The organism is Microbacterium sp. bgisy189 (assembly GCF_057707225.1).
The window spans coordinates 73,204-94,890 of record NZ_JBYIPT010000006.1; the positions used below are offsets into that span (position 1 = coordinate 73,204).

22 protein-coding genes are annotated in these 21,687 nt (G+C 69.2%); 2 read left to right on the plus strand and 20 right to left on the minus strand.

Annotation, left to right across the window (positions count from 1 at the left end; all coding sequences use genetic code 11):
• Positions 1-102: 102 nt before the first annotated feature.
• Together erpA and AC3ENX_RS09375 are read right to left on the minus strand one after the other, a co-directional pair.
• The gene (gene erpA, locus AC3ENX_RS09370; protein ID WP_434811617.1) at positions 103-465 is read right to left on the minus strand and encodes an iron-sulfur cluster insertion protein ErpA; all 363 of its coding nucleotides are present in this window, start codon (positions 463-465) and stop codon (positions 103-105) included.
• 96 nt (positions 466-561) lie between these two features.
• Entirely contained in the window at positions 562-1,953 is a 1,392-nt protein-coding gene (locus AC3ENX_RS09375; protein ID WP_434811618.1) for a dipeptidase, read from the minus strand.
• A 48-nt stretch (positions 1,954-2,001) separates the two neighbouring features.
• Here AC3ENX_RS09375 and AC3ENX_RS09380 point away from each other — a divergent pair, with 48 nt between their 5' ends.
• Positions 2,002-2,571 carry a DUF3043 domain-containing protein gene (locus AC3ENX_RS09380; RefSeq protein WP_434811619.1) on the plus strand — a complete coding sequence of 190 codons (570 nt, stop codon included), beginning with the start codon at positions 2,002-2,004 and terminating at the stop codon, positions 2,569-2,571.
• A gap of 7 nt (positions 2,572-2,578) precedes the next feature.
• Here the strand turns inward: AC3ENX_RS09380 and AC3ENX_RS09385 are convergent, their stop codons facing one another.
• The 5 genes from AC3ENX_RS09385 to dnaE all read right to left on the minus strand — a co-directional run bounded on the left by AC3ENX_RS09385 (position 2,579) and on the right by dnaE (position 10,085).
• Complete coding sequence (locus AC3ENX_RS09385; protein WP_434811620.1) at positions 2,579-3,604, minus strand: quinone-dependent dihydroorotate dehydrogenase; 1,026 nt, start codon at positions 3,602-3,604, stop codon at positions 2,579-2,581.
• Between the two features lie 57 nt (positions 3,605-3,661).
• The gene (gene nrdR / locus AC3ENX_RS09390) at positions 3,662-4,132 is read right to left on the minus strand and encodes a transcriptional regulator NrdR (RefSeq protein ID WP_434811621.1); all 471 of its coding nucleotides are present in this window, start codon (positions 4,130-4,132) and stop codon (positions 3,662-3,664) included.
• Positions 4,133-4,143: 11 nt separating this feature from the next.
• A complete protein-coding gene (gene hisD / locus AC3ENX_RS09395) occupies positions 4,144-5,445 on the minus strand; it encodes a histidinol dehydrogenase (RefSeq protein WP_434811622.1) in 1,302 nt (433 codons plus the stop codon).
• A 30-nt stretch (positions 5,446-5,475) separates the two neighbouring features.
• The gene (locus AC3ENX_RS09400; protein WP_434811623.1) at positions 5,476-6,498 is read right to left on the minus strand and encodes a hypothetical protein; all 1,023 of its coding nucleotides are present in this window, start codon (positions 6,496-6,498) and stop codon (positions 5,476-5,478) included.
• Positions 6,499-6,566: 68 nt separating this feature from the next.
• Complete coding sequence (gene dnaE, locus AC3ENX_RS09405) at positions 6,567-10,085, minus strand: DNA polymerase III subunit alpha (protein WP_434811624.1); 3,519 nt, start codon at positions 10,083-10,085, stop codon at positions 6,567-6,569.
• Between the two features lie 112 nt (positions 10,086-10,197).
• Between dnaE and AC3ENX_RS09410 the strand changes: the two genes are divergently transcribed.
• Positions 10,198-10,671 carry an NUDIX hydrolase gene (locus AC3ENX_RS09410; protein WP_434811625.1) on the plus strand — a complete coding sequence of 158 codons (474 nt, stop codon included), beginning with the start codon at positions 10,198-10,200 and terminating at the stop codon, positions 10,669-10,671.
• 6 nt (positions 10,672-10,677) lie between these two features.
• On the opposite strand, the gene AC3ENX_RS09415 is transcribed toward AC3ENX_RS09410, so the two are convergent.
• From AC3ENX_RS09415 to ftsW, 13 genes are all read right to left on the minus strand, one after another.
• Positions 10,678-11,124: a DinB family protein gene (locus AC3ENX_RS09415; protein ID WP_434811626.1), complete on the minus strand. Its 447-nt coding sequence runs from the start codon at positions 11,122-11,124 to the stop codon at positions 10,678-10,680.
• On the minus strand, positions 11,121-11,699 hold the full coding sequence (locus tag AC3ENX_RS09420) for a GNAT family N-acetyltransferase (protein ID WP_434811627.1): 579 nt from the start codon (positions 11,697-11,699) through the stop codon (positions 11,121-11,123). The genes AC3ENX_RS09415 and AC3ENX_RS09420 overlap by 4 nt, the downstream gene beginning before the upstream one ends.
• 71 nt (positions 11,700-11,770) lie before the next feature.
• Positions 11,771-12,691 carry an RluA family pseudouridine synthase gene (locus tag AC3ENX_RS09425; protein ID WP_434811628.1) on the minus strand — a complete coding sequence of 307 codons (921 nt, stop codon included), beginning with the start codon at positions 12,689-12,691 and terminating at the stop codon, positions 11,771-11,773.
• 1 nt (position 12,692) lies between these two features.
• A complete protein-coding gene (lspA, locus tag AC3ENX_RS09430; RefSeq protein ID WP_434811629.1) occupies positions 12,693-13,277 on the minus strand; it encodes a signal peptidase II in 585 nt (194 codons plus the stop codon).
• 10 nt (positions 13,278-13,287) lie between these two features.
• On the minus strand, positions 13,288-13,926 hold the full coding sequence (locus tag AC3ENX_RS09435; protein ID WP_434811630.1) for a DivIVA domain-containing protein: 639 nt from the start codon (positions 13,924-13,926) through the stop codon (positions 13,288-13,290).
• A gap of 109 nt (positions 13,927-14,035) precedes the next feature.
• Positions 14,036-14,338: a YggT family protein gene (locus AC3ENX_RS09440; protein ID WP_434811631.1), complete on the minus strand. Its 303-nt coding sequence runs from the start codon at positions 14,336-14,338 to the stop codon at positions 14,036-14,038.
• Positions 14,339-14,341: 3 nt separating this feature from the next.
• The gene (locus tag AC3ENX_RS09445; RefSeq protein WP_434811632.1) at positions 14,342-14,797 is read right to left on the minus strand and encodes a cell division protein SepF; all 456 of its coding nucleotides are present in this window, start codon (positions 14,795-14,797) and stop codon (positions 14,342-14,344) included.
• Positions 14,798-14,829: 32 nt separating this feature from the next.
• Positions 14,830-15,513: a YggS family pyridoxal phosphate-dependent enzyme gene (locus AC3ENX_RS09450; protein WP_434811633.1), complete on the minus strand. Its 684-nt coding sequence runs from the start codon at positions 15,511-15,513 to the stop codon at positions 14,830-14,832.
• Positions 15,514-15,532: 19 nt separating this feature from the next.
• A complete protein-coding gene (ftsZ, locus tag AC3ENX_RS09455; protein WP_434811634.1) occupies positions 15,533-16,675 on the minus strand; it encodes a cell division protein FtsZ in 1,143 nt (380 codons plus the stop codon).
• Positions 16,676-16,852: 177 nt separating this feature from the next.
• Entirely contained in the window at positions 16,853-17,878 is a 1,026-nt protein-coding gene (locus AC3ENX_RS09460; RefSeq protein ID WP_434811635.1) for an FtsQ-type POTRA domain-containing protein, read from the minus strand.
• 5 nt (positions 17,879-17,883) lie between these two features.
• Entirely contained in the window at positions 17,884-19,284 is a 1,401-nt protein-coding gene (gene murC / locus AC3ENX_RS09465; protein WP_434811636.1) for a UDP-N-acetylmuramate--L-alanine ligase, read from the minus strand.
• Between the two features lie 61 nt (positions 19,285-19,345).
• Positions 19,346-20,419 (minus strand): UDP-N-acetylglucosamine--N-acetylmuramyl-(pentapeptide) pyrophosphoryl-undecaprenol N-acetylglucosamine transferase, encoded by a 1,074-nt coding sequence (locus AC3ENX_RS09470; RefSeq protein WP_434811637.1) that lies wholly within the window; start codon positions 20,417-20,419, stop codon positions 19,346-19,348.
• 10 nt (positions 20,420-20,429) lie between these two features.
• Positions 20,430-21,683 (minus strand): putative lipid II flippase FtsW, encoded by a 1,254-nt coding sequence (gene ftsW, locus AC3ENX_RS09475; protein ID WP_434811638.1) that lies wholly within the window; start codon positions 21,681-21,683, stop codon positions 20,430-20,432.
• Positions 21,684-21,687: the final 4 nt, after the last annotated feature.

The following is a 21,687-nucleotide window of genomic DNA, read 5'->3' on the forward strand; positions in this document are numbered from 1 at the left end:
GGGGTCATGAAGGTCGAACTCAAGCCAGTCTAGGGCAACCTCTCACCCGATTCAGGCCATCCCTCCAGGATGTCCCCGACTCTCGGAGGGGTGCCGGCCCGATCAGTGGAAGCTGTCGCCGCAGGCGCAGCTGCCCGCCGCGTTGGGGTTGTCGATCGTGAACCCCTGCTCCGAGATGGTGTCCTTGAAGTCGATCGTGGCGCCGTCCAGATAGGGCACCGACATGTCGTCGACGATCACCTCGACGCCGTCGAAGTCGACGGCCTTGTCGCCGTCGAGGAAGCGCTCGTCGAAGTAGAGCTGATAGATGAGGCCGGAGCAGCCGCCGGGCTGCACGGCGACGCGCAGACGCAGGTCGTCGCGGTTCTCCTGGGCGAGCAGGCTCTTGACCTTGGCGGCCGCGTCGTCGGTGAGCGCGACGCCGTGGGCGGGCGCGGTGGTCTCGGCGTTGGCGATATCGGTCATGGACCCTCCCCGTGTTTCGGGCCGCCGGTGCTCTGCAGGAGCCGGGGCGGCAGGATGCCTCGATTCTACGCCGCCCCCGACCTGGTCAGGCCGCGCTCAGCGCGTCCGCGCGTCGAGTCGCTCCAGCAGCAGCGCCTCCGACACGAGTGCATTGCGGAAGGTGTCGAGGTGCAGCGACTCGTTCGGGCTGTGCGCGCGCGCGTGCGGGTCCTCGACGCCGGTGACGAGGATCTGCGCCTCGGGGAACTCGCGAACCAGGTCGGCGATGAAGGGAATCGATCCGCCGACACCGATGTCCACCGGCTCGACGCCGTACCCGGATGCGAGCGCGCCGCGGGCCTCGGACACCGCCCAGCCGCTCGTGTCGACGAGGAACGCGTCGCCGGTCTCGATGTCATGGAAATCGAGCTGTGCGCCGAAGGGAGTGTGCGCGCGCAAGTGGGCCTCGATCGCCTCGTAGGCCTCCTGTGCCGACTGGCCAGGGGCGACACGGGCGCTGATGACCACGGAGACGGACGGGCTGAGCGTGTTCGACGCGTTCTTGACGCTGGGCGCGTCGATGCCGGTGACCGTGATCGAGGGCTTGTTCCAGATGCGGCTGAGGATCGTGCCGCGACCGACGGGGCTGACACCGTCGGGCAGACCCGCTTCGCTGCGAAGCGTCTCCTCGGAGTACTCGGGAGTCTGCGCATCGCGCTCGGTCAGCCCCTTCACCGCGGGTGCACCGTCGTCGTCCCACAGCGTCGCGAGCAGTTTCGTGGTCGCGAGCATGGCATCGGGGACGGCACCGCCGAACATGCCGGAATGCGAGGCGTGCTCGAGGGTCGTGACGCTCATGGTGAACCTGGCGTTCCCGCGCAGCGACACCGTCAACGCAGGGGTCACGGCATCCCAATTGCCCGAGTCGGCCACGACGATGACATCGGCACGCAATGCGTCCGCGTTGTCGGAGAGGAACCGTGCGAAGGACGCCGAGCCTGCCTCCTCCTCGCCTTCGATGAAGAGGTTGACGCCGAGGTCGAAGTCGGTGCCGACGGCATCGACGACCGCCCGCAGCGAGCCGATATGCGCCATGATGCCGGCCTTGTCGTCGGCGGCACCGCGCCCGTAGAGGCGCCCGCCGCGCACGGTCGGCTCGAAGGGCGCCGACTCCCACAGCGACTCGTCACCGACCGGCTGCACGTCGTGGTGGGCGTACAGGAGGATGGTGGGCTTGCCGTTCCGGGCCGCGCGGGTGGCGAGGACGGCGGGCATGCCCTGCTCCCCCGTCGACGTCGCGGCCGTGCGGATCTCGACGCGGTCGAAGATGCCGAGCCCCTCTGCGAGGGCCTTCACGGCCTCCGCGCTTCGCTCGACCTCGGCCCGTTCGAAGCCAGGGAACGCGATCGAAGGGATGCGCACCAACGTGCCGAGGTCGGCCAGCGCGGCAGGGACCGCGGCATGGGCGGCTTCACGGACGGCATCAGGGCGGGACAGGTCGGAGCTCATGCGGGTAATCTTATGTGGCACCTCCATCCCCGAACCGAGGACCTCGCTGTGGCCAAGACCCCCGCCGCCTCCACACCCGACGCTGCTGCCGAGCAGCCGTCGGGGCCCGGAAAGAACCGCCCGACGCCGACCCGCGCCGAGCAGGAGGCAGCTCGCAAGCGTCCGCTCGTGGGCGACTCGAAGGAAGCGCGCAAGCGCGCGCGCAGCGAACTCGCGGCGCAGCGCGAGAAGGCCCGCATCGGCATGGCGGCAGGCGAGGAGCGCTATCTGCCCCTGCGCGACAAGGGTCCGCAGCGTCGGTTCGTGCGCGACTTCGTCGACGGCGGATGGCACCTGGGCGAGCTCGTCATGCCGCTCATGGTGGTCGTCATTCTGCTGAGCCTCGTGCCGAACACCGCCGTCACCTTCTATGCGTTCGTCGGCCTGTGGGTGTACATCCTGTTCGTCATCGGCGACATGATCATCACGAGCGTTCGCGTCAAGAAGGCCGCCCGCGAGCAGTTCGGCGAGACGCGGGTCGAGAAGGGTCTCGGCTGGTACGCCGCGATGCGCAGCATCCAGATGCGCTTCATGCGCCTGCCGAAGCCGCAGGTCCGCCGCGGCGGTCGCCCGATCTGACCGGGGATCACGCTCCGCGGGCGAGCCCGCGGTTGATCTGGCGCGCCCAGAGCGGACCGCGATAGATGAACGCGGAGTAGCCCTGCACGAGGTCGGCGCCGGCCTCCAGGCGCTCGCGCACGTCGGCGGCGGTCTCCACACCGCCCGCCGCGATGACGCAGAACCCGTCGGGCACCGAGGCACGAACGATGCGGAGCACCTCGAGCGCCCGCGACTTCAACGGTGCGCCGGACAGTCCACCGGCCCCGGCAGCCTCGACGACGGCCGCGTCGGTTCGAAGCCCCTCGCGCGAGATCGTCGTGTTCGTGGCGATGAGTCCGGCCAGGCCGGCGTCGACCGCGAGCGCCGCAATGGCCGACACCTCGTCGTCGGGCAGGTCGGGGGCGATCTTCACGAGCAGCGGCGTGGCGCCCGCGGCCTCACGCACAGCCTCGAGCAGGGGGCGCAACGTCTCGACGGCCTGCAGTCCGCGCAGGCCCGGCGTGTTGGGCGAGGAGACGTTGACGACGAGGTAGTCGGCGACGGGGGCCACGAGCTTCGCGCTCGTCACGTAGTCCGCGGTGGCCTCGGCGACGTCCACGATTCGGCTCTTGCCGATGTTCGCACCCAGCACGGGGCGCGACCGACGGCGGCGAAGCCGCGCGAGGCGGGATGCCGCGGCATACGCTCCCTTGTTGTTGAAGCCCATCCGGTTGATGATCGCCCGGTCGGGGACGAGGCGGAACAGCCGCGGTCGGGGGTTGCCGTCCTGCGGGATGGCGGTGACGGTGCCGACCTCGACGTGCCCGAACCCGAGCGCGTGCAGTCCGGCGGCGCCGACGGCATCCTTGTCGAACCCGGCCGCCACACCGAACGGCGAGTCGAACTCGATGCCCAGCGCGCGGGTGCGCAGCCGAGGATCCGGTCGCGTGACGGCGCGGACGATCGGCGCGATCGGGCGCACACCGAGCACACGGATGACGCGCATCACGAGGTGGTGGGCCGTCTCGGGGTCCATGCGGGTGAAGAGGGTGCGGAAGACGAAGTCGTACATCGCTTCCAGCGTAGAGCGCCCCGACACCCGTACCGAGCCGCGAGCGTCACACGGCGGTCACTCGGATGCCGCGGTGCGCGCTTCCTGGTCGGCACGCAGCTGCGCGATCGACGCCTCGAAATCGTCGAGCGTCTCGAACGCCTGGTAGACGCTCGCGAACCGCAGGTAGGCGATCTCGTCGAGCTGGCGCAGCGGACGGAGGATGGCCAGGCCGATCTCGTTCGTGTCGATCTGCGACGATCCGGTCTGCCGCACGGCCTCTTCGACCGCCTGGGCGAGCACGGCGAGGTCTCCCTCGGTGACCGGCCGCCCCTGACACGCCTTGCGGACGCCCGACATGACCTTCTCGCGACTGAACGGCTCGATCACGCCGGAACGCTTGATGACGTTGAGGCTGGCCGTCTCGATCGTCGAGAAGCGTCCGCCGCACTCCGGACACTGCCTGCGGCGGCGAATGCTCAGTCCGTCGTCACTCGTGCGCGAATCGATGACGCGCGAGTCGGAATGGCGGCAGAAGGGGCAGTGCATGACGCTCCAGCCTACGCCTCGAACCGCGCGGTGACCGCTTCGCCGTGGGCGGGCAGCACCTCCGCGGTCGCGAGCGCGACGATGTCGTCCTTGACGGCCTCGAGCGCGGCGCGGTCGTAGCGGATGACCTGCTGCGGACGCAGGAACGTCGATGCCGACAGCCCCGATGCGTAGCGCGCCTGTCCCCCGGTGGGCAGCACGTGGTTGCTGCCGGCGAGGTAGTCGCCGAGGCTGACGGGCGCGTGGTCACCCACGAAGACGGCGCCCGCGTTGACGAAGTCGTCGACGCGCGGGTCGGTGAGGTGCAGTTCGAGGTGCTCGGGTGCGTACACATTGCTGAAAGCCGTCGCTGCCGCGAGGTCGTCGACGAGGACGATCGCCGACTGCGGACCCGCGAGCGCCTGCGCGATGCGGTCGGCGTGCAGCGTGCCGCCCGCGCGCGCGTCGATCTCGGCGAGCACTCGGTCGGCAAGGGCCACCGAAGGTGTGACGAGCACGGCGGATGCCTGCTCGTCGTGCTCGGCCTGGCTGATCAGATCGGCGGCGACGAGCGCCGGTTGCGCCGAGTCGTCGGCGACGATGAGGATCTCGGTGGCGCCGGCCTCGGAATCGGTGCCGACCATACCGGCGACCACGCGCTTGGCGAGGGCGACGAAGTTGTTGCCCGGCCCCGAGATCACGTCGACCCGGTCAAGGCCCAGCCCCGGAACGCCGTAGGCGTAGGCGCCGATGGCCCCCGCACCGCCCATCGCGTAGACCTCGGTGACGCCGAGCAGCCCGGCCGCCGCCAGGATGACCGGGTGCACCCGGCCGTCGTGATCGCGTTGCGGCGGTGAGGCCAGCGCAACCTGCTCGACGCCCGCGACCTGTGCGGGCACGACGTTCATGACGACGCTCGACGGATAGGCGGCCTTGCCGCCGGGCACGTAGACACCGACGCGCTGCACCGGACGCCACACCTGCTCGACGACGGCGCCGGGCGCGAGTTCGGTGCGCACCGGCGGCGGCACCTGCGCGGCCGACGCGATGCGAACCCGGCGGATCGCTTCGTCGAGCGCGGCGCGGACGTCTGCGTCGAGGCCAGCAATGGCCTCGTCGATGTGGTGCTGCGGCACTCGGATGTCGTGCCCGTCGACGCCGTCGAACTGCGACGCCTGCTCGCGCAGTGACGCCTCGCCCCGCTCGGCGACGTCATGCACGATGCGCGCCGCCGTGTGCAGCGCCTCGTCGCGCGCGGCGGTGGCGCGCGGGACGGCGTCGAGCAGGTCGGATGCGCTGAGGGTACGACCCCTCAGGTCGATCGTGCGGAGCATGCTTCCAGGGTATCGGCAGCGCCGACCGCGTCAGCCGCGGGTGACGTCGCTCGTGTCGTGCAGGTAGCCGATCCGGCCGTCCTCGTGGCGCACGACGAATACGTCGCCGCGCTCCTCGATCACGAGCGCCCAGGCGAGCGGCCCGATGGTGAACAGGGGTGCGCCCTGCTCGTCGACGACGGTCCGCTCCTCCGGTGCCAGCGCCCAGAACGCCTGGCTCGCGGCGACCCTCGCCGGCTCCTGCGCGGCCTGTTCGACGACGGGTTCTGCGATGGTGGTCGCAGCGGCCGGAGCGGCGGGCTCGGGTGTCGGGCGCGCGACGACCGGGCGCGCGGGGCGAGCGCTTCGGTGCGCAACCGTCTCGGTGCGGTGCTGGAAGTCTTCTCGGATGGTCGGGAACAGCGATGCGAAGACGGTCAGCATGACGCCGGCGAGCATCAGGATGAACTCGACCCACACGACCCAGGTCGCGAGGATCACGGAGCGCCCGCCGACCGTCACGAACGAGCCGACGAGCAACCCGAGCCACAGGATCGACGCGATGCTGAAGGCGACGGATGCGAACTGGTCGATGCCGAGCGACCCGACACGTCGGATGCCCTGCGGAGAGAGGCGGCGCAGCGCGAGCAGGAAGACCGCGACCGTCGGCGCGCCGATGGTGAGCATCCAGTCGATGCCGCGCGCCCAGACAGAGGTGCCGCCCTCGCCGAACAGGCCGTAGATCGGGAAGAACGAGACGACGAACGCCACCACCCAGACGGCGCCGATCGCGACCTCGCGGACGCTGAACGGACCGATGCCGTACTGCGCGGCGGCATCCTCAACGACGGCATCCGGTTCGTCCACAGCGACGGGCTCGTCCGCCGCGACCGATGCGCGCGGGTCTTCAGCGGCAACGTCGGCCACCTCGTCCGGAGCCGACGGCTCCGAGGCGGTCACGGCGGCCGGCTGGCCCTCGATCGTGGACTGCTCGGGCGTGACGATCGCCCTCGTCTCATCGCCGAGTGCGTGCGCATCTTCGGGGGTGTCGGGGGTCGTCTTGTCGTCGGTCACGATGGGTCCTTCCAGCGGTGGCTGATGTGCGATCCTACCCGCCGCACCTTTGTCGCTCGTTGCGGGCGTCAACCCAGACACTGCGGGCCGAGCAGCCCCTTCAGTTCGCCGTACAGGTCGGCGGTGACCGTGACCGGTCGCGGCACCTCGAACACCTTCGCGGTGCCGCCGCGATGCAGTTTCAGGGTCACCTCGGTGCTGCCGCTGTGCCGGTTCAGCACCGCCGCGAGCTGTTCGATCGTCGACTCGGTCGCGCGATGCTCGGGCAGCAGCAGCACGAGCGGGCCGGACGCGTCGACGGCTCCGAGGTCCGGCGCGAAGGCCGTCTGCCCGTGCAGATTGAGCCCGTCATCGCGACGCGAGACGCGGCCTCGTACCACGAGGATCGAGTCGGCCACGAGCATCGACTGGAACTCGGTGTACGTCTTGCCCATGAACATGATCGTCACCTCGCCGTCGAAGTCCTCGACGGTGATCATGCCGTACGGGTTGCCGCTCTGCTTGGCGACGCGGTGCTGCACGCTCGTGACGAGCCCCGCCACGGTGACCTGATCGCCGTCCTGCACGTCTTCGGAGGCCAGGAGGTCGTGAATCGACGTCGACGCGTGCTTGGCGAGCGGGATCTCGAGCCCCGCCAGCGGGTGGTCCGACACGTACAGGCCGAGCATCTCGCGTTCGAAGGCGAGCTTGTCCTTCTTGGTCCACTCCGGGCGCGCCGGCACCTTGGCGGGCACGACCTCTTCGGCCTCGTCGTACAGGCTGTCGAAGTCGAAGCCGATCGCCCCCTGCGCCTCGTTGCGCTTGCGGTCGACGGCGGCCTCGGTCGCCGACTCGTGCACTTCGAGCAGCGCCCGTCGGGTGTCGCCCATCGAGTCGAACGCGCCCGCTTTGATGAGCGATTCGACGGTGCGCTTGTTGGCGACGTGCAGCGGCACCTTGCCCAGGAAGTCGTGGAACGACGCGAAGGTCGTGCCTTCACGGGCGGCGACGATCCCGTCGACGACGTTCGTGCCGACGTTGCGAACCGCGCCGAGGCCGAAGCGGATGTCTTCGCCGACGGCGGCGAAGTACCGGATCGACTCCCTCACATCCGGCGGCAGCACCTTGATGCCCATGCGGCGGCACTCGTTGAGATAGACCGCCATCTTGTCTTTCGAGTCGCCGACACTCGTCAGCAGCGCCGCCATGTACTCGGCCGGATAGTGCGCCTTCAGATACGCCGTCCAGTACGACACGAGGCCGTATGCGGCGGAGTGCGCTTTGTTGAACGCGTAGTCGGAGAACGGCAGCAGGATGTCCCACAGCGCCTTGATCGCGGCCTCGCCGTAGCCCCGCTCCTTCATACCGCCCGCGAAGCCCTCGTACTGCTTGTCGAGCTCCGACTTCTTCTTCTTGCCCATCGCGCGGCGCAGGATGTCTGCTTGACCGAGCGAGAACCCCGCCACCTTCTGCGCGATCGCCATGACCTGCTCTTGATAGATGATCAGGCCGTAGCTGATGTCGAGGATCTCGCGCAACGGCTCCTCGAGCTCGGGGTGGATCGGCGTGACGTCCTGCTGGCCGTTCTTGCGCAGCGCGTAGTTGATGTGCGAGTTCGCACCCATCGGGCCGGGGCGGTACAGCGCGATGACGGCCGAGACGTCTTCGAAGTTGTCGGGCTTCATGAGGCGCAGCAGCGATCGCATCGGACCGCCGTCGAGCTGGAACACGCCGAGCGTGTCACCGCGGGCGAGCAGGTCGTACGCGGCACGGTCGTCGAGTTCGAGGTGCTCGAGGTCGAGTTCCTCGCCGCGGTTCATGCGGATGTTGTCGAGCGCGTCGGAGATGATCGTGAGGTTTCGCAGCCCCAGGAAGTCCATCTTGATGAGCCCGAGCGCCTCGCACGACGGGTAGTCGAACTGCGTGACGATCTGGCCGTCCTGCTCGCGGCGCATGATCGGGATGATGTCGAGCAGGGGCTCGGACGACATGATGACGCCGGCGGCGTGCACACCCCACTGGCGCTTGAGGCCCTCCAGTCCCAACGCCCGGTCGAAGACGGTCTTGCACTCGGGGTCGGTGTCGATGAGGGCACGGAACTCGCTCGCCTCTTTGAAGCGCGCGTGCTCCTTGTCGTACATGCCCGACAGCGGCATGTCCTTGCCCATGACGGCCGGCGGCATCGCCTTGGTGAGCTTCTCCCCCATGCTGAACGGGAAGCCGAGGACGCGCCCGGCATCTTTCAGCGCCTGCTTCGACTTGATCGTGCCGTACGTGACGATCTGCGCGACGCGCTCCGAGCCGTACTTCTCGGTGACGTAGTCGATCACCTCACCGCGGCGACGGTCGTCGAAGTCGACGTCGAAGTCGGGCATGGAGACACGGTCGGGGTTGAGGAAGCGCTCGAAGATGAGGCCGTGCTCGAGCGGGTCGAGGTCGGTGATCCGCATCGCGTAGGCGACCATGGAACCGGCACCCGAACCACGGCCGGGGCCTACGCGGATGCCGTTGTCCTTGGCCCAGTTGATGAAGTCGGCGACGACGAGGAAGTAGCCCGGGAACCCCATCTGCAGGATGATGCCGGTCTCGTACTCCGCCTGCTTGCGCACCTTGTCGGGGATGCCGCCGGGGTACCGGTAGTGCAGTCCTGCCTCGACCTCCTTCACGAGCCAGCTGTCTTCGGTCTCGCCGTCGGGCACCGGGAAGCGCGGCATGTAGTTGGCGGCCGTGTTGAACTCGACCTGGCAGCGTTCGGCGATCAGCAGCGTGTTGTCGCACGCCTCGGGGTGGTCCTTGAAGATCTGGCGCATCTCCTGCGCCGTCTTGACGTAGTACCCGTCGCCGTCGAATTTGAAGCGGTTCGGGTCGTCGAGCGTCGACCCGGACTGCACGCACAGCAGCGCGGCGTGCGCGTCGGCCTCGTGCTGGTGCGTGTAGTGCGAGTCGTTGGTCGCGACCAGCGGAATCTGCAGATCTTTCGACAGCCGCAGCAGGTCGGTCATCACCCGGCGCTCGATCGACAGACCGTGGTCCATGATCTCGGCGAAGTAGTTCTCCTTGCCGAAGATGTCCTGGAACTCCGCAGCCGCTGCGCGCGCCGCATCGTACTGGCCGAGCCGGAGCCTGGTCTGCACCTCGCCCGACGGACACCCGGTCGTGGCGATGAGCCCCTTGCCGTAGGTCTGCAGCAGCTCACGGTCCATGCGCGGCTTGAAGTAGTAGCCCTCCATCGACGACAGCGAGCTGAGCCGGAAGAGGTTGTGCATGCCTTCGGTGGTCTGGCTCCACATCGTCATGTGGGTATAGGCGCCCGACCCCGACACGTCGTCGCTCTTCTGCTCGGGCGTGCCCCATGCGACCCGGGACTTGTCGCTGCGATGCGTGCCGGGTGTGACGTACGCCTCGAGTCCGATGATCGGCTTGACACCCGCGTTGTTGGCGGCGTTGTAGAACTCGAACGCCGCGAACGTGTTGCCGTGGTCGGTCACCGCGATCGCCGGCATGCCGTACTCGGCGGCCGCCTGGGTCATCGCGCCGATCTTGGCGGCACCGTCGAGCATCGAGTACTCGCTGTGCACGTGCAGGTGTACGAAGGAGTCGGATGCCACGGGTTCGAGTCTACGAAGGGCTCCGACATCGACAGGCGTCCGAGGCGGGCTTCGACGGCATCCACTTCACCTTCGAGTCGAACGTGAAGGTTCGCGGATCTAGGCTGAGTGCATGGCCACACCCGAGTTCGTCCTGGCGCTGCGCGAGAAGATCGGCACCGCACCGCTCCCCCTCGTGGGCGTCACCGCGATCGTGTTCAAGGACGAGAAGCTGCTGCTCGGGCGCCGCGCCGACAACGGGGCGTGGGCGCCGGTGTCGGGCATCGTCGACCCCGGCGAAGAGCCGGCGGATGCCGCCGTGCGGGAGTGCGCCGAAGAGGCCGGCGTCGTCGTGAAGGCGACCCGATTGGCGCTCGTGCAGCAAGTGCCGCGCGTGACCTACGCGAACGGCGACCAGGTCGACTATCTCGACCTCGTGTTCCGCTGCGACTGGGTCTCGGGCGACCCGCACCCCGTCGACGGCGAACTCACCGAGGTCGGCTGGTACGGCCTCGGCGAGCTCACCGATGTCGCGCAGGAGACGGTGCGCAAGATCGCCCTCGCCATCGCCGAGGACGATCCCGCGACCTTCGCCGGCGGGCGCTGAGCGCGCTCACGTGTCGAGCGCGTAGGCGTCGATCCAGGACTGCGGCATCGGCAGCGGCACACCGTAGAGGTACCGGATGAGCTGACCGTGGTGCTGCGTCTCGTGCTCGAGCAGGTGGACGGCGATGCCCCATCCCGCCTCGTCGTCGGGCGCGAGGCCACGGAGCCAGGCGGTCGCCTCGTCCATCGAGCGCGCGAGGGCGCTTCGGATCTCGCCCGGCTCCTCGATGCGCTCCAGCGAGCACGCAAATCCCTGCCACGCACCGGCCCGCGACCACCGCACGTAGCTCTCACGGGCGCCGACGACGCACCAGAACTGGTTCCAGATCGGAGCCGACCGCACGCCGGGCAGCCGCGCGGTGAGCAGGTCGGGTGTGAGGACGTCGATGAGGTCGAGGTACAGTCCGTTCGCGGCGCGCAATCGCGCCGTCAGCAGGGCGCTGAAGTCGGTCATGCGAGCTCCAATCGCATCAGCACACGCGAAAACCCGTTCAGCACGGACGTGGTGTCGGCCGCCTGCTTGAAGCCGGCCTTCTCGAACAGTCCGCGGGTACCGACGTACGCCATCGTGAGGTCGACCTTCTCGCCCGCGTTGTCGACGGGATACCCCTCGATCGCGCGTGCACCGGACTTCTTCGCGAAGGCGACCGCCCCCTCGAGGAGCGCATGCGAGATGCCCTCGCCGCGGTGCCCCGGTCGCACCCGGATGCACCACACGCTCCAGACGCCGGTGTCATCGTCACCGATGTGCGGGATCTTGCGGTTCGTCGCGAAGGTCGTGTCCTCGCGCGGGTGCACGGCTGCCCAGCCGACCACCTCGTCGCCGTCGTACGCGAGCACGCCCGGCGGCCCTGCCGTCTCGAGCAGCTCACGCACCTTCTCCCCTCGCGCCTCACGCTGCAGCGCGAGGTTCTCCTTGCCGGGGATGCGGTAGCTCAGACACCAGCAGACGTTCGAGGTGGGCTGCTTCGGGCCGACCATCGTGGCGATGTCATCGAAGGATGTCGCGGGACGGACGTCGATGGCCATGTCGCGAGTGTGCCACGGGCCTGCGACACCCGGAGCGTTTCGTCGCGCTCGCTCGCTCGGCGACCGGTGTCCTACGAAGCGCGCAGCACCTCGAGCGCGTGCGCGAGATCGGTCGGGTACTCGGAGCGGAACGTGACCCAGTCGGTCGTGACGGGGTGCGCGAAGGAGAGCTCATGCGCGTGCAGCCACTGCCGGATGAGGCCGAGACGTGCCGAGAGCGTCGGATCGGCGCCGTACAGCGGATCACCGACGCAGGGATGCCGATGCGCCGCCATGTGCACCCGGATCTGGTGGGTGCGTCCGGTCTCGAGATGGATCTCCAGCAGCGACGCGCCCGGGAACGCTTCGAGCGTCTCGTAGTGGGTCACGGAGTCCTTGCCGTCGGGTGTGACGGCGAACTTCCACGAGTGGGAGGGATGCCGCCCGATCGGCGCATCGATCGTGCCGGCGAGCGGATCCGGATGCCCCTGCACGACCGCGTGGTAGATCTTGTCGACCTCACGCTCCTTGAACGCGCGCTTGAGCGCCGTGTAGGCGCGCTCGCTCTTCGCGACGACCATGAGTCCGCTCGTGCCGACATCGAGCCGGTGCACGACCCCCTGCCGCTCCGGGGCGCCGGTCGTCGCAATGCGGAATCCCGCCGCAGCGAGCGCACCGAGAACGGTCGGGCCCTCCCAACCGAGCGACGGATGCGCGGCGACCCCCGACGGCTTGTCAACGACGACGATGTCGTCGTCTTCGTGCACGATGCCGAGGTCGGGCACCGCGACGGGAATCACTTCAGGCTCCCGCTTGGCCTCCCACTCGACCTCGAGCCACGCGCCACCGCGCAGTTTGTCGGACTTGGCGAGCACTCGACCGTCGACCCGCACGCCGCCTGCCTCGGCGACGTCGGCCGCGAAGGTTCGCGAGAACCCCAGCATCTTGGCGAGCGCAGCGTCGACGCGGATGCCGTCGAGGCCGTCGGGGACGGGAAGGCTTCGCGAGTCCACGTCAGCGGTCCTCGGGCTCGGCGGTTGCGGTGGCCTCGGCATCCGAGCCGCTCCGCCCGTCATCGCGTCGCTCGCGCGTGCCGTCCAGTCGCAGCCCCACCAGCACGAGCAGCGCGACCGAGATCATCATCGACACGATGAAGATGTCGGCGATGTTGTAGATCGCCGGGTTGAACCACAGCCACATCCAGGGCGTGTTGATGAAGTCGACCACGTGCCCCTGCAACGCACCCGGGTCGCGGAGCAGTCGGTCGGTGAGGTTGCCGAGGATGCCGCCCAGCAGCAGCCCGAGCGCGACCGCCCACAGCCGCGACCGCACGCCGCGGAAGGCGATCACCACGATCGTGGTCGCAGCGGCTGCCAGGACGATCGTGAAGACCCAGGTGACACCCTCACCGAAGGAGAAGGCGGCGCCGGGGTTGAACGTCAGATACCACTCGAGCACGCCGTCGATGACGGGAACCGACTGTCGCAGCGGCAGGTGTTCGAGGGCGAGGAACTTCGTGAACTGATCGGCGGCCAGCACCAGCACCGCGAGGATCGCGATGATGGCGCCGGCCGCCGCAGAACGCAGGGGGCGCGTCAACGTCCCGGTGTCAGGAAGCCGAGACCGGCGTCGCGCCCGACGAGGTGCCCGCGACGTCGAGGTCCTTCAGCTTGTCCTCGATGAACGTGCGCAGCTGCGCGCGGTAGTCACGCTCGAAGGTGCGCAGCTCGCTGATGCGGGTCTCGAGGGTGGAACGGTCGCTCTCCAGCCGCGAAAGCTCGTCGCGGGCGCGGCCTTCGGCCTCGGCAACGATCGCCGCCGCCTTCGACTCCGCCTCGGAGATGAGCTTGTCCTTGATCGCCTTGCCCTCTGCGACGTGCTCGTCGTGGAGGCGCTGGGCCAGCTCGATGATTCCGGCCGATGCGGCAGCGGGCGGTGCGTCGGCGGTGGGAGCCTCGACGGCCGGAGCCTCGACGGCGGCGACGGGCGCCGGAACCTCTTCGACGACCTCGACGGCCTCGACGGTCTCGGTCGCGGGCGTCTCGACGGGTTCGGCGGCCGCGACCGGGGTCTCGCCCGACTCGTAGGCTGCGAGCTTCGCCTTCAGCTCCTCGTTCTCAGCGATGGTCTTGCGCCACTCGACGACGATCTCGTCCAGGAAGTCGTCGACCTCGTCCGGGTCGAACCCCTCCTTGAAGCGAACGTGCTGGAACTGCTTGGTGACGACGTCTTCGGGGGTCAAAGCCATGGTGTTGTCCTCTTTCGGGGCTTACGACGCGGGCCATTGTGGCGACCCGCTGTTGCCGGGCCGTAGGCACTCAGCATAGTCGGCGGATGTCAGGGTCGCGAGGCGAGCGTCACAGCAGCATGATCGTGCGCGCGACCGACAGCAGCACGAAGCACAGCAGCATCGTGAGGGGAAACCCCAGGTCGAGGGCGACCGGCCCGATGCGCAACGGAGGGATGAGGCGACGGAAGAATTTGATCGGAGGATCCGTCACCGTGTACACGATCTCGGCTGCGACCAGGCCGAACCCGCGCGGCCGCCACTCGCGGTTGAACATGGGGATGTACTCCAGGATCAACCGGGCGAGCAGCAGCAGCACATAGATCAGCAGCAGGGCGTTCGCGATCGCCGCGACGGTCTGCAGGATGGCCACGGGTTACTGCGGGAACGGCGTCGCCTCGGGGTCAGCCTGCGCGACGGCTCCATCGCCGGAGACGGCGACGTTCTCGGGCGACAGCAGGAAGACCTTGCTGGTGACCCGCTCGATGCGGCCGTACAGGCCGAGGGACAGACCGCTCGCGAAATCGATGAGGCGGCGCGCGTCGGCGTCGCTCATCTGCGAGAGGTTGATGATCACGGGGATGCCGTCGCGGAAGTTCTCGGCGATGATCTGCGCGTCGCGGTACTGCTTCGGGTGCACCGTGACGATCTCGCTGACGGTGCCGGCGCTGGGCTGGCGGACGACGGCGGGACGATGGATGGGGGTCACGGGTGCGGCCTTCTCTACGGGGCGCTCGCGGCGCGCGGGCGTCTGCTCGGCGGGCGTCTCGTACGCCTCTTCCTCATCAGCGAGGCCGAGGTAGACCATGGTCTTCTTGAGCGGGTTCGACATCGCATCCTCCGTTTGCTCGTGTCGTTTCGAGGTTAACCGCGCATCGGGCGCGGACCCGTGATTGCCGAGCCGATCCGCAGGTGTGTCGCACCTGCCGCGATCGCCTCGGCGAAGTCGCCGGTCATTCCGGCGGAGATCCAGGTGGCGCCGGGGACGATCCCCCGCACCGTGGCGGCGCAATCCGCCAGACGCGCGAAGGCCGAGGCCGGCGATTCGTCGAGCGGCGCGACGGCCATCACACCGCGCAGACGCAACGTCGGGCACTCCCCCGCGACGTGCGTCGCGAGTTGCTCGACATCGGCGGGACTGACGCCGCCACGCTGCTCGTCGTCCGTGAGATTGACCTGCAGCAGGACGTCGAGCACGGGCGCACCGTCACCGGCACGCTCGAGGGCGTCGGCGATGCGGACGCGGTCCACCGAATGGACAGCATCGGCATCCTGCCTGATGTGGCGGGCCTTGTTCGTCTGCGCCTGCCCGATGTAGTGCCAGCGGAGCCCCTCCAAGGGTGCCAGCGACTCGCGCTTGGCCCGCAGCTCCTGCTGCCGGTTCTCACCGACGTCGCGCACACCGAGTGCGTGCAGGTCGGTGACGATGCTCGCGGGATGGAACTTCGTCACCACGATCCGGGTGACCTCTTCGGGCGCGCGACGCGACGCCCGCACCGCGTCGGCGATGCGGGCGTCGACGTCGGAGAGACGCTCGGCGAGGCCCAACTGAGCGCTCCTGACCGGACTACTTGAGGAAGTCGGGGATGTCGAGGTCGTCGTCGCCGAACGCCGAGTCGTAGGACTCGGTCGCCGCGGTGACCGACACCGACTCCTTGACCTCGACGGGCTCACGCTCGCGAGCAGCCTCGTCGGCGGGCAGCGAGGGCAGCACGGGCGTGGCAGGACGGCTCGCGAGCATGGGCTCGACCTTGACCTGCGGCTCGCCGCCGTCGAACCCGGCGGCGATGACCGTCACGCGCACCTCGTCGCCGAGCGTGTCGTCGATGACGGTACCGAAGATGATGTTCGCCTCGGGGTGCGCCGCCTCCTTCACCAGCTGCGCGGCGTCGTTGATCTCGAAGATGCCGAGGTTCGATCCACCCTGGATCGACAGCAGCACGCCGTGCGCGCCTTCGATCGAGGCTTCGAGCAGGGGCGATTCGACCGCCAGCTCGGCGGCCTTGATCGCGCGGTCGGCACCGCGAGCGGAACCGATGCCCATAAGCGCGGAGCCCGCACCCTGCATGACCGACTTGACGTCGGCGAAGTCGAGGTTGATGAGACCCGGCGTCGTGATGAGGTCGGTGATGCCCTGGACACCTGCCAGCAGCACCTGGTCTGCCGTGGCGAAGGCCTCGACCATCGAGATGCCGCGGTCGCTGATCTCGAGGAGGCGGTCGTTGGGCACCACGATGAGGGTGTCGACCTCTTCCTTGAGCTTGGCGACGCCGGCCTCCGCCTGGCTCTGGCGGCGACGCCCCTCGAACGAGAAGGGCTTCGTGACGACACCGATGGTCAGGGCACCGATCGACTTCGCGATCCGCGCGACCACGGGGGCACCGCCGGTGCCCGTGCCGCCGCCCTCACCGGCCGTGACGAAGACCATGTCGGCGCCCGCGAGCGCCTCCTCGATCTCTTCGGCGTGGTCTTCGGCGGCACGACGGCCGACCTCCGGGTCGGCGCCTGCGCCGAGCCCGCGCGTGAGCTCACGGCCCACGTCGAGCTTGACGTCCGCGTCGCTCATCAGGAGCGCCTGGGCGTCGGTGTTCACCGCGATGAACTCGACACCCCGCAGCCCCAGTTCGATCATGCGGTTGACGGCGTTGACGCCGCCTCCGCCCACGCCGACCACCTTGATCACTGCGAGGTAGTTCTGGTTCTGGCTCATGCCGGCCTCCGTATCGTCCCGAACCACGATGTTTAAACCTTGAACCTCAAGTAGAGGTTTAAAGAATTGCCCGGTATGCAATTCCCACTCCCGAAGGTAAGCGGCAGCATCCGCCATGCCCGCCATGCCGTGGGCGTGTCGCGAATCGTGTCGCCGGAATCGTCGCGCGGACCGGCGTCAGGAGACGACGACGGCGTTCGGCGACGAGACGTCGTAGACGGAGACCTCGGCAGGCGGGATCGCCTGCATGATCTTCTCGAGCGCCAGGGCCTTGTCCGCCGAATCGTCGGCATTGCCCCACACGATGTCGGTATCGGTCTCACCCAGGGTCAGGGTCACGTCGTTGGGTGTCGTCGCGGTGATCGCGGTGACCTGTTCGCGGATGTCGACCGGCAGCGACCGGAACACGCGCCCGACTGCGCGGAAGGCATTCGAGCCGACGCCGCCGGTGATGTCGAGCGTCGGGTATCCTTCCGGCGCCTCCGCGGCCGTCGAGAGCGCGACGCCCGCAGCGTCGACGAGCGTAGAGCCCGACGACGATTCGATCACGCCGATCGGCGTCCGCTCCACGATGCGCACCACGAGTTCGTGCGGCGGTCGCGCTTCGAGCGTGTACGACTCGACGAGTGGAAACCCGACCAGCACATCTTTGACGGCGCCCGAGTCGACCAGCGGCAGCGGCGTGCCCAACTGCCCTGCGAGCGCCTGCTCGACGGCAGCGGCATCCAGGCCGTCGGCCCCGACCACACGCACCCGCTCGACGGCGAACAGCGGACTGTAGGCAGCGCCGATCGTGCCGAGCACGAGCGCGACGATCGCAACGCCCGCGCCGATCCACAGATTGCGGCGTCGTCGCTGGCGCGCCGTGAAACGACGAACCTCGGCCCGCAGTGCACGGCGGCGGGCCCGAGCGGCAGCCCAGACCTCGCGGATGCCGAAGCCGTCCCCTGGCAGCTCGCCCGCGGCCCCATCAGGCGACGTCGACGGCTCCGCAGTCGACGCGCGCGGCGACGATTCGAGCGGGAGCACATCGGCCAGGTCGTCGTCATGCGCGGCCTCGTCGGCCGGCCGCTCATCTGGCGCCGGCGCCTGGTACTTCAGCCACGGGGGCGCGACGCGCGAGGCGACGTCGTCGACCTCGGTGTCTTCGCCGCCCCGACCCGAAGACTCGGCCGGAGGCGGCAGCGGGCTCGGCCGGCGCACGGGACTCAGTCCTGCTCGCCTGCGAGCGCCTGCAGCACCTGCGGGATGATCTGGTAGACGTTGCCGCAGCCGAGGGTGATGATGTAGTCGCCGTCACGGGCGACCGAGGCGGTGTAGTCGGCTGCAGCCTGCCAATCCGCGACGAAGTGCACGTGATCGGGGTCCGCGAACGCGCCGCTCACGAGCTCGCCCGTCACACCCGGAATCGGGTCTTCACGTGCCCCGTACACATCGAGCACGACGGTGTGGTCGGCGTGCGACTCGAGGACCTCGGCGAACTCGCGGAACATCTCCTGCGTGCGCGAGTAGGTGTGGGGCTGGTGCAGCGCGATGATGCGCCCGTCGCCCACGACGGTGCGCGCCGCAGCGAGGGCCGCTGCGACCTCGGTCGGGTGGTGCGCGTAGTCGTCGAACACGCTCACACCGCGCTCGACGCCGTGCAGCTCGAACCGGCGGACTGTGCCGCCGAAGCCCTCGACGGCGCGGACAGCGCCCTCGAGGTCGTACCCGAGCGTGAGCAGCACGCCGACCGCTCCCGCCGCGTTGATCGCGTTGTGCGCGCCGGGGACGGCAAGGCGTCCCGCAACGGTCTCGCCGCGGTGCGTGAGCGAGAACGACACCGGCCCCTCGGTGACGATGTCGGTGACGCGGAGGTCGGCGTCGGCTGCTTCGCCGAAGCTGAGCACGTGCTCGTGGGCGAGCCCCTCGGCGACGACGCGCGCGCCGGGGTCGTCGGACGAGATCACGACGGCTTCACGAGCGCCCCCTGCGAAGGTGCGGAAGCCGTCGTAGAACGCCTCGCGCGACTTCCAGTGGTCGAGGTGATCGGGGTCGACATTCGTGATCAGGGCGATCGACGTGTCGTACAGCAAGAAGGTGCCGTCGGACTCGTCGGCCTCGATGACGAAGACCTCGTTCGATCCGGTGCCGCTCGAGACACCGAGGTCGGCGATCACGCCGCCATTGACGAACGTGGGCTCGGTGCCGAGCGCGCGCAGCGCCGTGACGATCATTCCCGTCGACGTCGTCTTGCCGTGGGCACCGGCGACCGAGACGAGACGGCGTCCGCCGATCAGCCAGGACAATGCCTGCGACCGATGGATGACCGGGATGCCGCGCTCGATCGCCAGCAGATACTCCGGGTTCTCGGGCCAGATCGCGCCCGTGAAGACCACGGCATCCACCTCTGCGGGCAGATTCGCGGCGTCATGCCCGACGTGCACCGTCGCGCCCCGCTCCTCGACCCGGCGCATCGCGGCACTGTCGGCGCGGTCCGAACCCGACACGCGGATGCCGCGATCGAGGAACATGCCGGCGAGACCGGACATGCCCGAACCGCCGATCCCGATGAAGTGGGCGGCGCCGATGTGCTCGGGAACGGGAGTGCTGAGGTCGGGTCTGATCATGGCCCGACAAGTCTAGGTCGCGCGCACGCACATGGGCTGAGCGACCCGCGCGCGGGACGTGTCAGTCGCGCGCGAGCGCGGTGTCGATGAGCGCGATGACGTTCTCGGTGCCGGTGCGCGTGCCGACGGATGCCGCCGCCTCGCGCATCCTGCCGAGCGCTGCGGCATCGGCCAGCAGCGGCACGACCTCCGATCGCACCCGTTCGGTGGTGAACTCCGCGTCGGGGATGATCCGGGCCGCGCCCGCCGCAACCGCCGAGCGGGCGTTCAACGCCTGCTCGCCGTTGCCGACCGCATACGGCACGTACACGGCCGGAATGCCGAGGGCGCTGATCTCACTCACGGTCGCGGCACCCGAGCGCGAGACGATGACATCGGCCAGGGCGAAGGCCAACTCCATGCGGTCGAGGTACGGCACGGCGACGTAGCCGTCGGCGGACGCCGGCAGGTCGTTGTTGCCGCCGACGGCATGCAGGACCTGCCACCCCGCCGCCACGACGTCGCGCCACGAGCCCGCGAGCGCTTCGTTGAGGCGTCGCGCGCCGAGCGACCCGCCGAACACCAGGAGGACGGGGCGCGCGGGGTCGAGACCGAACGCGGCCGCCGCCTCGGCCCGCAGCGCCGCAGCGTCGAGGTCGACGACTTCGCGGCGAAGCGGCATCCCCACGACGGCCGCACCCTTGAGCGGCGTGCCCTCGAATGCGACACCGGATGCCGCGGCCCAGCGCGCCCCGAGGATGTTCGCGAGGCCGGGCTTCGCGTTGGCCTCGTGCACGACGAACGGCACCTTTTCGCGCCGGGCCGCGACATACGCGGGCGCGGAGGCGTAGCCGCCGAATCCGACGACGACGTCGACGCCGTGTTCGCGGATGTGTGCGCGCACCTGAGAGATCGCGCGGGCAAAGCGCAGCGGAAAGCGCGCGGCGTCGCCGTTCGGACGGCGCGGGAACGGCACCTTGTCGACGAACAGCAACTCGTACCCGCGGGCGGGCACCAGTCGCGCCTCGAGGCCCTCGCGCGTGCCGAGGACGAGCACGTCGGCATCCGGATCGCGGTCGCGCAGTCCATCGGCGACGGCCAGCAACGGGTTCACATGCCCGGCGGTGCCACCGCCAGCGAGGAGGTACGTCGTCACCGGATCGAGACTACCGGGCGCGCGCCGGCCGCTCGGGGCGGACCGGCGCGGGCGCGGTGCGCGGCGGCAGTGAGCGTGCGAGCGACAGCAGCACGCCGGTGGCCAGCAGCACCGAGAGCAGCGAGGTGCCTCCCTGCGACATGAACGGCAGCGGCACACCGAGCACGGGGAACACCCGCAGCACGACGCCGATGTTGATGAGTGCCTGCCCGACGATCCAGACCGTGATGCCACCGGCCACGATGCGCACGAAGGGGTCTGGCGTCTTGCGGATGACGTGGAAGGCACCCACGGCGTACAGCGTGAACAGCCCCAGCACGACAACGCAGCCGATCAGTCCGAGCTCTTCACCGACGATCGCGAAGATGTAGTCGTGTGCGGCCGCGGGCAGCCACGAGTACTTCTCACGCGAGTTGCCGAGCCCGAGCCCGAAGATGCCGCCGCCGGCGAGGCCCCAGATGCCGTGCAGCGGCTGGTAGCACTTATCGGCGTAGTCGGCGAGGCAGTCGGCGTCGAGGAAGCTCATGATGCGCGCCATGCGGTTCGGGCTCGTGACGGCCAGCACCGCGACCGCGACGACTGCCGCGATGAGCGGAATCACGAAGATGCGCAGCTTGACGCCGGAGAAGAACAGCGCGCCGAGCATGATCAGCACGAGGATCATCGCTGTGCCGAGGTCCTGTCCGGCGAGCACCGAGCCGATGACGAGGAGGCCGACGGGGACGACGGGAATGAACACGTGCCGCCAGTCGCCCAGCAGTGTCTGCTTGCGGTAGAGCACGTAGCCGAGCCACAGCGCGAACGCGAGCTTCAGGAACTCTGACGGCTGGGCCTGCATGCCGGCGATCGAGATCCAGTTGCGGTTGCCGTCGTTCGCCTCCTGCCCGAGGCCGGGAACGAACACCAGCAGCTGCAGCGCGACGCCGCCGATGAGCGCGAGCCAGGAGACGCGCTTCCAGAACCTGATCGGCATGCGGCTGAGGATGAACATCAGCGGGACGCCGAGGAGCGCGAAGACGCCCTGCTTGAAGACGACCTCGAACGGGCTCTCTCCCGCGGCGAGCGACGTCGCCATCGTGGCGGAGAGCACCATGACGAGTCCGAAGATGGTGAGGATGAGCGCGGTCGACGCGATCAGCAGGAACTCGCTCGGCACCGGCGCCAGGACGCGGCCGAGCGACACGCGCGCCGTGAACCCGCGCGAGGCGTCGGAGATGGCGGTGGGCGCAACCGTCGGGCGCGAGCGGTCGTGTGTCGTCGTCACCGGC